Source organism: Cytophaga aurantiaca DSM 3654, assembly GCF_000379725.1.
Classification (GTDB): Bacteria; Bacteroidota; Bacteroidia; order Cytophagales; family Cytophagaceae; genus Cytophaga; species Cytophaga aurantiaca.
The window spans coordinates 173,668-186,996 of the sequence record NZ_KB903662.1 but is presented as its reverse complement, the minus strand read 5'-3'; the positions used below and the strand labels follow the sequence as shown (position 1 = coordinate 186,996).

Below are 13,329 nucleotides of genomic sequence, written 5' to 3'. Positions count from 1 at the left end.
TTTCTTATTTGATTTGTACAATTGAACCATTTAACAAAGGTGCTTCACTTGAAAGTATAATGGTATCGTTTACCTTAACACCAGTCAACACTTCTGTATATTCTTCTTTCTCTTCTCCTATTTTCAACCAACGCAAATACGCCTTATGATTTGAATACACATATACTCCTGCTAATTGATCTTTTTGAATTATACATTTTGTTGGCACAAACAATCCTGCTTCGGCAGTCTCTGCATTATTTAATGTTATTATACTATACATGCCAGGAAATACACTTTTAGAAAAAGCTGCCGGTATAGAAAGTTTAGCGATATATTGTCCACCGGAATTTGTTGAAGACAAACTCACATTTTCTATTTCTGTTTCAAAAGTTTGATGAGTAGAAATTATTTCAATAAGTGCTTTAGTTCCTTCTTTTACAGACATTCTATTTTTTTCCGGAATCATGGTAACAATAGATAATGCACCTTGCTGCTCCATCATTAATAAAGGCATTCCAGGGTTTGCTAGATCACCAACATGGGTAATTTTCTGTGTAATTTGTCCATCGTATGGTGCTTTGATGGATGTAAATTGTTGCATTGCTTCTACTTCGTTACGCATTTGAATAGCAGCTTCGTTTTTTGCTTTAATGGATTCGAATTGCAACATAACTTGTTCATATTCTTTATCGGTTGCACTTTTTTGATCGTGTAAGCGAGTGAAGCGATCAACATCTTTTTGAGCACTTTTTAATGCAGCACTCGTTTCAGCAATCATAGCATCTACTTGAGCTTTCTTCGCCGTTAATTCAGCACTATTTATCCGAACCAATAATTGTCCCTTTTTAACATTGTCTCCAACATCAACCAACACTTGCTCAACATAGCCCATCATACGGGTACTAATGGTTGCTGAATTTGTTGATTCAACTTTTCCAGATAAGCTTAGCACGTGTTGACTATTAGATATAACAGTTGAAATTGTTACAGGTACTGCCGTCACATTTGTTGCTTGCGGACTTTCTGGTGAATGGCAAGAGGCAAATAGAATGCTTAATGAAAGTGCCAAATAAAATATCTTTTTCATTTCGTATGTAGTTAAGAAATTATTGATTTTGATTGGTTAAGAATGTCAGATAAGAAATCGTGACATTGTATTCAAAGTAAAGTTTGGAAAGTGCTAGTTCCTGTTGAGCAAGCAAATTTTGACTCGTAAGTAAATCTGTTGTCTTTACCAATCCCTCATTATACCTTTCCTGGGTAAGCTTCAATGCTTCTTTAGCTTGCTCAATGGAGGTATTGGTTTGCTGCATACGCAACTGTATATCATGTAAGTCACGTTTAGATTTTTCAATATCTACTTGTGTTTGTATCTGCTGCGTTTTCAATTCCAGCATCATTTTATTTCGTTGATAGGTTTGAGTAGCAACCTGATGATAATTGGTTAAGCCTTTAAATACATCCATAGAAACTTGCAAACCGATAAAGTATGACCCATTGCCAAATCCAAATGTGTTGGAGTTGGCTTGATAATTTCCAAATGCATTTAAACGCGGACTGATTCCGAATTTGCTAGCCTGTATCATTTTATTATAGGATTCAACAGCTTTGTTGTATGCCATAAAATCTGCACGTTTTTCATTGTATTGAAAAGAATTTAAATCCAATGTAGTTGTATAACTGCTATCAACTTGAACAGTATAATTTGTTTTAGGTTCTTTATTCATTAATAAGCTTAATTGATCCGAAAGCCCATCGATAGAGTTCTGTGTTTCTAGAAGCTGACTTTCAATGCTTGATTTAAAGACCTGTGCATTTAAAACATCTGCCTTCGATACCAAACCTTGTTGGTAAAAATTGGAGACTGTTTTATATGCTTCTTCGGTAGTTTTTAAAACATTTTGCAACACTCCTAATGCATTATAATTCAACAGCAATTGGTAATATGTTTTCTTAACTTCAAAGCTTACATAAGCCTTCGTATGTTCTTTTTTAAAGCCATACACTTCTTGTTGCATTTGAGCAGCTCTGCGTTGAAATAAAATATCAGGATTTAAAATTGGCTGAACGATCGAAACCATGGCATTATGATTTTGATAATCACTAGGGTTATTTAATAACACTGGATTAAAATCATTTTGAGTAACAACTCCTTGCACCATCTTATTACCAAAGACCATTAATGGGTTATTGGTAAGCGTTGAGGTATAGGATAGATTTACTTGAGGTAGAAATGCTGCTGTACTCGAACCATATTGCGACTTGGCAATATCTTGGTCTAATGAAGCCTGAGCAATAGATTGATTGTATTCTAAAGCATCGGCTAGCGCGTCAGCTAATTGAAGAGGCTCAACAGGTCGCTGTTGAGCCAAAATGTCGCTCATCTGTACAAGCAATAAGACAAGTAATAAATATTTCTTTGACATAGTATATTTGTTTTACCATACAAAAGTATACTACCCGATTGCCAAAGTTTGTAACAAGAGTTACATAGGAAAAAATTAGTTACTAGGTTCTATACGATAGAAATGAAAACTATAAATTTAAGAGTACTATGTAAAGAGAGGCTTACATACATAGTCGATAAAAATTAATTATATTTTACAGGAATTAAAAAGCGAAAGGCTTCAGATATCTATCTGAAGCCTTTCGCTTTTTAATTCCTTTTTATTGTCTACTGACCACTAGTTCAGCCAGCCCTTCACTTCATCGGCTGTAGGATTTGCAATCTCAAGTTTCATTTTTTTACGTAAGCCGCATAAGTCGTTAAACAATTTATTCGGGTTTGCTTTTTTAAGTTGTTCCACGCTGGAGATACCTAACTTCTCGATCAACGGAACGAGTTCTTCACGGATATCAACGCCTTCAAAGCCATTTGAAGAAGTTCCTCCTGAACCTACTTCCGGTCTCATTTGCGGGAAGAACAATACATCCTGAATGGATGCAGAGTTCGTCATAACCATTGCCAAACGATCTATACCAATACCAAGGCCCGCTGTAGGCGGCATACCGTATTCAAGTGCACGAAGAAAATCTTCGTCCAATACCATACTTTCGCTATCGCCGCGTTTGCCCAATTCCAATTGCTCTTCAAAACGCTGACGTTGATCGATCGGATCGTTCAATTCAGAGAATGAATTACATATTTCTTTACCGTTGCAAATTGCTTCAAAACGTTCAACCAGACCTGGCTTATCTCTATGCTTCTTCGCCAACGGCGACATCTCAACCGGATAATCTGTAATGAATGTAGGCTGTATCAATAAAGGCTCACACTTCGCACCAAAGATCTCATCAATCAATTTACCTTTACCCATTGAATCGTCTACATCTACATTCAATGACTTACACGTTGCACGCAATTGCGTTTCATCCATTTCACCAATGTTAATGCCTGTATAATGTTCGATTGCTTCAAACATGGTGAAACGTTTCCATGGTCTCTGGAAGCTGATCGTGTTCTGACCAACCTGTACTTCTGTAGTTCCGTGTAATGCAATAGCAACTTTTTCTACCATTTCTTCTACCAGATCCATCATCCAGTAGTAATCTTTGTATGCAACATACAATTCTACTTGTGTAAATTCCGGATTGTGGAAACGAGACATACCTTCGTTACGGAAATCTTTTGAGAATTCATATACTCCATCAAAACCACCAACGATCAAACGTTTCAGATACAATTCATTTGCGATACGCAAATACAACGGCATGTCTAATGTGTTGTGGTGTGTCTTGAACGGACGTGCTGCTGCACCACCATACAAAGGTTGCAGGATCGGAGTCTCTACTTCTAAATATCCTTTGTTGTTCAAATAGTCGCGCATCGTGTTCACCAAACGTGTACGTTTGATGAATGCTTCACGCACATGCGGGTTTACGATCAGATCCACGTAACGCATACGGTAACGTTGTTCCGGATCGGTGAATGCATCAAATATTTTTTTCTCTCCGTTTTCATCAACCGCCTCTTTAGGCATTGGCAATGGACGCAGTGCTTTAGTTAATATTTTAAATGAAGTAACATGTATCGTAATTTCACCGGTTTGTGTTGTAAACACGTAGCCCTGAATACCAATAATGTCTCCAATACCAACTAATTTTTTAAATACGGTATTGTATAGCGTTTTGTCTTCATCCGGACAAAGGTCATCTCTTCTGAAGTATGCCTGAATTCTTCCGCTTGAATCCTGTATCTCAACGAAAGATGCATTCCCCATGATACGGCGGCTCATCACACGACCGGCAATGGAAATATCTTTATAATCTGTCTTCGTCTTTTCGTAATTCTGATGAATATCTTTTGTTGAAACATTAATAGGAAAAAGTTCAGCAGGGTACGGTTCTATACCCATTTTCAATAACTCTTCACGTTCCTGGCGACGTACCAGCTCTTGTTCACTCAATTGCATGTCTTTCGTATTATAATAGAATCTTAAAATTAAGCATTTTTAAGGGAAATATGAATTTTGATTAATGCAAGTGAATGAATTAAAAATGAGATAGTTGCAAAACATTCCAATCCACTTTATAAATCTAATAAATACGGTTGAGCTGATTTTAATTTAGAAAAAGAAAAAATATTAGCTTCAGAAGCTTTATAGATATACAGAAAGGACAAGAATTAACATCCTTTCTGTATAAATGCGACGCGAAAAAACATTAGCGAAATTCCAACGGAAAAGAATCATCCCATTTAAACGCATTAATAATCCAGCCTGACTCATTTTTATAATACGTTAGAATGACTCTGATTGCTGAGTTTTCATATTGAACAATATATGTTTCTCTAATTGCAAAATCTCCAATGACTTCATTTTTAACCTTGGTATAACCAAAAGCTTTTCCAAATCTATCTTTAATTAAATTAAGTTGGCTTATTGTTTTCTGTTCCGTGACATCCATTTCATTTTGAGGCATAGGCCAATAAGGCTTCATTTCTGAAAAAAGTTTAGAAATTTTATCTTCTTTAAAAAGTTGCACAATTTTTTTTGACATCTCTTGTGTTTCAGCAACATCTTTTAATACTTTATTTTGAGCAAATAGGTTAAAGCTAATAAAACATAATAGCGTTATTATTAATAGGTGTTTCATAATCTGATACATTTTAATTTTATTTCGGAAATATAATCTTTATTTTATTCTAATGGTTTTTTTCTCCTGAATATCTATAGACACAGAAAATTCGTTTTGAATTGAAGAATCATCAATAAACGACATTCGAAAATAGCTATAAACTGGCATTTTGAAATATCCATAGAATATAATGTATATTTAGGTACTTTTAATCCGCTAACTATATTGACTTATCCAGTATGTCCAACATACTTATCTTAGAAGACGATCCCATTCTCTCTAAGGAAATTAAAAACTTCCTTAGCAAACATGATTTTGAATGTAATTGTGTCTACGATGGTTCGCTGGTATTAAAGCAATTCAAATTGAACAAGCCAGACCTGGTGATCTTAGATATCAATGTGCCGGGCATAAACGGATTGGAAGTCTGCAAGAACTTAAGAGAAACGGATACCATGGTTCCAATTCTTATGCTTACTGCATTCAGTGAAGTAGACGACAAAGTAACTGCATTTAATAATGGTGCGGATGACTATTTAGTTAAACCATTCCATTTCGATGAAATGCTGGTGCGTATAAAATCACTGCTGAGACGAAAAGAAATTCCGCAATCAAAAAATACAGAAATATCCATTGCAGATCTGGTGATCAATGTATCAGAAATGAAAGTCTTCCGCAATGAAACAGAAATTAATTTGAGTCCAAAAGAGTTTAAACTCTTGACCTTGCTTGCACAAGCAGATGGCAAAGTGATATCCAAAAATAAAATAGCAGACGATCTCTGGGATTATCACATTGAAACAAATCAAAATACGATAGAAGTTTATATTAATTTTTTACGCAAAAAAATAGATAAAAACCACGAAGTAAAATTAATTCATACAAAAGTAGGTTACGGCTATTACTTAAAAGTAGAAGTATAGAATATGAATTTAAAAAATAAAATATCGTTTATTGTTTCGCTCCTTTTCACGGGAATCTTTGCGATCTCGGGAACAGTAGTCTATATTTTATTTGCAGATTTCAGACAGGAAGAATTTGAAACACGCCTTGAAGAAAAAGCAGTTTCAACGATAAAGCTTTTGGTTGAAGTGGAAGAAATTGATCAGCATTTATTAAAGATCATTGACCAGAACAGCATTCATAAATTATACAATGAAAAGGTTTTGATTTTTGATTCCAATTCGAATCTGATATACAGCAGTCTGGATGACACAAAGATTCAATGGGACAAAACAGATCTTACCTATTTAAAAACCCACAAACATTTTTATAGAAAAGAACAAGAACAGGAAGTCTTTGGGATTTTTTATGATGACACCAATGCCCGTGATTATTATGCGTTGATCTCCGCATCAGATACAGTAGGAAAGAGAAAGCTAAAATATTTGTTATATATCTTAATAGGTACGTATGTTGTTTTTACAGTCCTCTGCTGGTTCATTACAACCTATGTAGTTCAACGCTTATTATTGCCGGTAGATGTTTTTTATCAAACACTCAAAGGTATTAACGAGAACAATTTAAATACACGAATTCCGGTAAAAAATAAAAAAGACGAAATTGACCTGTTGGCAAATGAATTCAATCAAATGCTGCAACGAATCGATATCTCTTATCAAAAACAAAAAGAATTTACTGCACATGCCTCGCATGAATTGCGTACACCTATAGCACGTATCATGTCTCAGGTTGAAAATAAGATCATCGACACCGATGCAGCAGGCATTGAAAATGCTTATTTAAAAAATATTTTAACAGATGTCAATCAGATATCCGATCTGATATCCTCTCTCCTACTACTTTCCAAAATCGAAAGTTCTACTTCGGTTGGAAACGAACTCTGCCGCATAGACGAATTGATATTTGAGTCTGCAGAAAAATTAAGCGTTGTATATCCGGATATTAAATTGCAACTGGATATTATACATTCAGATTCAGAAGACAATACATTAGAGATCAAAGGCAATAAATCATTGCTTGAGATTGCCTTTACCAATCTGATCAAAAACGCTTACAAATACTCCGACAATAAAACAGTTTCTATTACTATTACTTCTGCCGAACATACATTGATTGCATCGTTCTCAAATACCGGACAGACGGTGCTTGAGAACGAGCAGGTAAATTTATTTGAGTCGTTCATGCGAGGTGAAAACTCAAAAAATAAATCCGGTTTGGGTTTGGGACTAAAAATTGTACAACGAATTTTAGCACAACACAATGCCGCAATAAGCTATCAGGCAATCGACTCTAACATCAACATTTTCAGCATTACTTTTCCGCTTTAAGGTATTTTTAAGGTCGAACTTAAGGTGTATTAAAGACCCTTATTACATATTTACGTCCAATTAATAACTCATAACCAAAATGAAGTATTCAGCTTTCTTTTTGTTGTTCGTGAATTGCATGATTGCTATAGCTCAGAAGCCCACAACGCTTGCTGAAGCCGAGCAGCAAATGCAAAAGAATAACCTGCTCCTGATTGCAGAACAATACAATATCTCGGCATCACAGGCTGCGGTCATTCAAGCTAAAATATGGGATCAACCGTATTTGCTTGTTGAAGCGAATGCCTATAACCCGCAAGACAAGAACTTTTTTGATATGGGAACTGCCGGTCAAAAAGCAGCTTCCATTCAACAACTCATTTATATGGGTGGTAAAAAAAGAAACGAAGTAGATTTTGCAAAAACGAACGTAGCAATTGCAGAACTGCAATTTGAACAACTAATCCGAAACTTACGATTCGAACTGGCGCAAACTTTCTACACAATTTACTACGACCAAGAAAAAGCTGCGACTATCGAAGGTCAGATTAATAAGTTGGACACGTTGCTTAGCAACTATGAAATTCAGGCTGAGAAAGGAAACGTGCCGCTAAAGGATGTTGTTCGTCTTCAGTCGTTGGTATTGAATCTAAAAAAAGAAAAAAATATACTGGATGCCAATATTATTGAGGAGCAACAAACCATTGCACTTATTACGGGAATACTTGAACCGATCATTCCGCTTGTAAATGAAGAACAACTGATCTTGAAGTATGAAAATAAAACCATTACAAAAGATAGTTTAGTAACTGTTGCGTTAGCAAACAACTTAGAATACCTAACAGCATTGAAAGTTTCCCAAAGTCAGGAGATTTATCTGAAATGGCAAAAGTCTCTTGCTGTGCCGGACTTAACAGCCGGCGTAGCGTATGATCAGCGTGGTGGAGCATTTCAAAATCAAATCGATTTTACATTAGGTATACCTCTTCCCTTATGGAATAAAAACAGGGGAAATATTCAGCTTGCAACTGCACAAGCCAGGCAGGCAAGTGTGCATAAAGAATATGAACGCATGCAGCTGGAAAGCAAAGTAGATATGTTGTGGAGATTGTGGCTGCATCAAAAAAATCAATTAGAAACGATCAACAAATCTGTAAGTGAAAACATGGACATTGTCTATGTTGGTATGCTGCACAATTTCGAACGAAGAAATATTTCGTTGCTGGAGTTTACCGATTTTATGGAAAGCTTTAATCAAACACATATTTATGTGAGTGAAGTAAAAAAATCATGGATCATGGCAAGTATTCGCTTGAACTATATAACAAACAAAGAAATTTTCTAAGTATGCGCCCGTTAATCATATCTCTTCTTATTACAGCATGTGCCGCTGCTTGCAAAAGCGAAAAACCTGCAGAAGAATTCAAAGAAACATTCGTTTTAAGTGATAAAATGTATGCTTCAACAAAAACAGAATTTGCTAAAGAACTTCCATTAAAAATGGAACTGAGTTTCTATGGAAAAATAACTGCCGATAATAATAAAATGATCGAGGTGTTTCCTATTGTAGGTGGGAACGTAACAAAGGTATATGTAGAATTAGGTGACTATGTAAAAAAAGGTCAACTGCTTGCCAGCATCCGAAGCACTGAAGTTGCTGGATTTGAAAAAGAATTAGAAGATGCGAAGAACGATGTTGTTGTTGCTAAAAATAATGTAAAGGTAGCGCAGGAACTATACGAAGGAAAACTAAGTACGGAACGTGAAGTACTTGAAGCAAAAAGCCAGTTGGACAAGGCTCAATCGCAGTTGCACCGTATTCAGGAAACATACAACATCTATAATATAAAAGACGGAGCAACATTTGATGTTCGTTCTCCTTTAGATGGATTTATTATTCAGAAGAAAATAAATCAAAACATGTTGTTACGTAACGACCGAAGCGATAACATTTTTGATATTGCAGAAATTGATAACGTGTGGGCAATTGCAAATGTAAACGAAAGCGATATCAATCTGGTAAAATTAGGAATTGACGCTGCCGTAAGTACGTTAAGCTATCCGGATAAAAAATTCTACGGAAAGGTAGATAAAATCTTCAACATCATTGACCCGGAAACGAAAGCAATGAAAGTATTGATAAAATTAGAGAACCACGATTATCTATTGAAACCTGAAATGCGTGCAACAATTAATTTATCCTATTTCGAGCCAGACACGATGATCGCAGTACCTTCCAGCGCTGTGATTTTCGATAAGAGTAAAAGCTTCGTTCTCATCTTCAAAGACAGAAATAATATTGAAACAAGACAGGTAGAATTTTTCAGACAAGTGGGCGACATTACCTACATTTCTTCGGGTATTGAAATCGGAGAAAAAGTAATCACTGAAAATCAATTATTGATCTACGATGCACTAAATGATTAAGCAATGAACAAGTTTATCAAAAATATCATCGCCTTTTCTTTAGTTCATAAACCGTTCACGTTTTTCTGGATCGGTGTATTGGTTATTTCAGGAGTCATAGCATTTAAAAACATGCCTATTGAAGCGTTCCCGGATGTAACCAACACGCAGATCATTATTGTTACAGAATGGAACGGCCGTAGTGCTGAAGAGATCGAACGCTTTGTTACAACACCGATAGAGATCTCCATGAACTCGGTGCAGAAAAAGACAAGTGTCAGAAGTATTACCATGTTTGGTTTATCTGTTATCAAAATCATCTTTGATGACGACGTTGAAGATTTTTTTGCAAGACAACAAGTAAACAACCAATTACGAAATGTTTCATTGCCTGATGGCGTATCTCCGGATGTACAGCCGCCGTATGGACCTACAGGTGAAGTTTTCAGATATACATTAAAAAGTGATAAACGGGATTCCCGCGATCTGTTAACGATACAAAACTGGGTAATTGATCGACAGCTTCGGTCTGTACCGGGTGTGGCAGATCTTGTAGCTTTCGGCGGACAGGAAAAAACATATGAAATAAATGTTGATCCAAGCAGGCTTTCAAAATACGACATTACCCCATTGCGTGTATTTGAAGCCGTAAACCAAAGTAACATAAACATTGGTGGCGATGTTATTGAAAAAAACGGACAAGCGTATGTCGTTCGCGGTGTAGGTTTGATCGGCAGCATCAGTGATATTGAAAACATAATTATTGATGAAACCGGCGACAATCCAATCTTAGTTAAGAACGTTGCAGACATTCACGAAAGCTCCATGCCACGTGTGGGTCAAGTAGGCTTAAATGAAAACGACGATGTAGTTGAAGGTATTGTTGTAATGCGTAAAGGAGAAAATCCGAAGGAAGTATTACACCGTGTAAAAGATAAAATAGCAGAATTAAATGATCGCATCTTACCTGCAGATGTAAAAATGGAAACGTTTTACGATCGCGATAATTTAATGAACTACACGACGACTACCGTTATGCACAATATGCTGGAAGGTATATTATTTGTAACAGTTATTGTGTTTTTATTTATGGCGGATTGGCGCACAACCCTTACCGTTTCGATCATCATACCACTCTCTTTACTCTTCGCATTCCTTTGCCTTAAATTAATGGGCATGAGTGCCAACCTGCTATCACTGGGTGCGGTAGACTTTGGTATCATTATAGATGGTGCCGTGGTAATGGTTGAAGGCATATTTGTAACCCTCGATCACATTGCCCATAAAAACGGGATGGAGAAATACAACAAGCTTGCTATTGGTGGCGTGATTAAAAAGACCGGTACGCATTTAGGAAAATCCATCTTCTTCTCAAAACTGATCATCATCACTGCCCTACTACCCATCTTCGCATTTCAAAAAGTAGAAGGGAAAATGTTTTCCCCCTTAGCCTATACTCTAGGCTTTGCATTAATGGGTGCGCTTATTTTCACTCTTACTCTTGTACCGGTTTTATGTCATTTACTATTGAATAAAAATGTACGGGAGAAAAATAATCCATTTGTAAATTTCTGGAATCGGATAGTAGAAAAAGGTTTTAACTGGACGTTCAAGAATAAACGTATTACTGTAACTGTTACAATTGCTGTGATCGTTGTTACATTCTTTTCAGCGCGTTTTTTAGGAACAGAGTTTTTACCTCAGCTCAATGAAGGTGCCTTGTGGGTTGAAGCAAAATTTCCGATGAGCCAGAGCTTACCGGAAACAGTTAAGCAAACAGCATTGTTACGAAAAGAACTGCAGAAATTCCCTGAAGTAAATGGCGTATTGAGCCAGGTTGGCCGAAGCAATGACGGTACCGATCCTAGTGGCTTCTATTATGTCCAGATGCAGGTGAATTTAAAGTACAAAGATGATTGGAAACGAAAGATCTCCATGGATGATCTGGTGCGCGAAATGGATGACTCTCTTTCAAAATATCAAGGAATCGGCTATAACTACTCGCAGCCAATCATTGATAACGTTGCCGAAAGTGTTGCCGGCATCAATGCATCCAATGCTGTAAAAATATATGGCGACGATCTGGACAAACTGGATGAGATCGCCAATAAAGTATTGAAGCAGATTGAAAATATTGAAGGTATCAAAGATGTAGGTATATTAAGAAACATCGGACAACCGGAAGTAAGCGTTATTCTTGACAGAGAAAAAATGGCGGCTTATGGTGTACGTGTAGCCGACGCACAAGCAGTACTGGAAATGGCCTTTGGCGGTAAAACGGCAACACAGAAATACGAAGGGGAGAAAAAATTTGATATCCGGGTACGTTATCAAAAAGAATATCGTAAAAATGAACAGGATATCAGCAACCTAAAAGTACCGACTCTGCATGGAAATAAAATTCCATTGAAGGAAATTGCTACGATCAAAAAAATTACCGGGCCTGCATTTATTTACAGAGACAATACAAAACGATTCATTGGTGTTAAATTCTCTGTACGCGATCGCGATTTGGGAAGTACGATTGCAGAAGCACAGAAAAAAATAAAACAAACGATCGAACTTCCTCAAGGCTATAACATTGGATGGACAGGTGAATTCGAGAATCAGGTTCGTGCAACTGCCCGCTTAGGTGAAATGGTGCCATTGAGTTTAATAGGCATTTTTGTTTTACTGTTCATTTTATTTGGTAACATAAAAGATTCTTTATTGGTACTGGTAAACGTACCTTTTGCTATCATAGGCGGCATCATAGCACTGTATGTTACAGGCACAAACTTCGGGATATCCGGCGGCGTTGGGTTTATTGCTCTGTTTGGTATTTGTATACAAAATGGTGTGATCCTGATTTCAGAATTTCATGCCAACCTTGCTTTAAAAATGTCTTTAGATACTTCTATCATGGAAGCTGTCAAAGTACGTACACGTCCGGTTGTGATGACAGCTTTAATGGCATCGATCGGATTGATGCCGGCAGCCTTGAGTACAGGAATTGGATCCGAATCTCAAAAGCCTTTAGCCATTGTAATTATAGGCGGACTGATCACTGCAACTGTATTGACGTTACTAGTTTTTCCAATCATCTTCTGGATCTTCAATAGAAACAAAAATATTGAGATCGATTAATTTCAATTAAATTAAGAGTCATTTATTCTAAAATACAAAGTGGTCGGACGGACAAAAAAGCCGTCTGACCACTTGTGGTTAACAACATTCCTCCGACCACTTTTTAAAAATACTGTTATTAAAAACACACTAAAAATAAATTCATTGCATAAAGCGGATACTGCCAAAACTGGGTTATGACCCCAGTCGGGGTCATATGTTTATAGAATCTCAGATTAAAATAAAATACGCACAATACCGAAGGTATTATTTTCTGATAAAATACCTTCGGTATTGTGCGTAAAAACGATTATGATATAACGTGCTATAAACATGAGACCCCGCTGGGGTCTCGTCTAAAAAAAACAATTTTCAATGAATGCAATTCATATTTAAATGCATAAGATTACACAAACCATAATATTTGTCGGGGGGATAAAAAAATAGGAAAGGCGTTGAAGTAAATCACTTCAACGCCTTTCCTATTCAA

At 36.4% G+C, this 13,329-nt stretch carries 9 protein-coding genes; 5 read left to right on the top strand and 4 right to left on the bottom strand.

Going from position 1 to position 13,329, the window contains the following annotated elements:
• Positions 1-4: 4 nt before the first annotated feature.
• The 4 genes from A3EE_RS0115375 to A3EE_RS0115360 all read right to left on the bottom strand — a co-directional run bounded on the left by A3EE_RS0115375 (position 5) and on the right by A3EE_RS0115360 (position 5,076).
• Positions 5-1,069 (bottom strand): efflux RND transporter periplasmic adaptor subunit, encoded by a 1,065-nt coding sequence (locus A3EE_RS0115375; RefSeq protein ID WP_018344333.1) that lies wholly within the window; start codon positions 1,067-1,069, stop codon positions 5-7.
• Positions 1,070-1,088: 19 nt separating this feature from the next.
• The gene (locus tag A3EE_RS0115370; protein WP_018344332.1) at positions 1,089-2,408 is read right to left on the bottom strand and encodes a TolC family protein; all 1,320 of its coding nucleotides are present in this window, start codon (positions 2,406-2,408) and stop codon (positions 1,089-1,091) included.
• Between the two features lie 258 nt (positions 2,409-2,666).
• A complete protein-coding gene (gene lysS, locus A3EE_RS0115365; RefSeq protein ID WP_018344331.1) occupies positions 2,667-4,394 on the bottom strand; it encodes a lysine--tRNA ligase in 1,728 nt (575 codons plus the stop codon).
• A 250-nt stretch (positions 4,395-4,644) separates the two neighbouring features.
• Positions 4,645-5,076, bottom strand: coding sequence for a hypothetical protein (locus A3EE_RS0115360; RefSeq protein WP_157447055.1), 432 nt, complete (start codon positions 5,074-5,076; stop codon positions 4,645-4,647).
• 221 nt (positions 5,077-5,297) lie between these two features.
• Between A3EE_RS0115360 and A3EE_RS0115355 the strand changes: the two genes are divergently transcribed.
• From A3EE_RS0115355 to A3EE_RS0115335, 5 genes are all read left to right on the top strand, one after another.
• Positions 5,298-5,981 carry a response regulator transcription factor gene (locus A3EE_RS0115355; protein ID WP_018344329.1) on the top strand — a complete coding sequence of 228 codons (684 nt, stop codon included), beginning with the start codon at positions 5,298-5,300 and terminating at the stop codon, positions 5,979-5,981.
• Between the two features lie 3 nt (positions 5,982-5,984).
• Positions 5,985-7,349, top strand: coding sequence for a sensor histidine kinase (locus A3EE_RS0115350; protein ID WP_018344328.1), 1,365 nt, complete (start codon positions 5,985-5,987; stop codon positions 7,347-7,349).
• A gap of 79 nt (positions 7,350-7,428) precedes the next feature.
• A complete protein-coding gene (locus A3EE_RS0115345; RefSeq protein ID WP_157447054.1) occupies positions 7,429-8,673 on the top strand; it encodes a TolC family protein in 1,245 nt (414 codons plus the stop codon).
• A 2-nt stretch (positions 8,674-8,675) separates the two neighbouring features.
• Entirely contained in the window at positions 8,676-9,755 is a 1,080-nt protein-coding gene (locus A3EE_RS0115340; protein WP_018344326.1) for an efflux RND transporter periplasmic adaptor subunit, read from the top strand.
• A gap of 3 nt (positions 9,756-9,758) precedes the next feature.
• Positions 9,759-12,860 carry an efflux RND transporter permease subunit gene (locus A3EE_RS0115335; protein WP_018344325.1) on the top strand — a complete coding sequence of 1,034 codons (3,102 nt, stop codon included), beginning with the start codon at positions 9,759-9,761 and terminating at the stop codon, positions 12,858-12,860.
• Positions 12,861-13,329 lie beyond the last annotated feature (469 nt).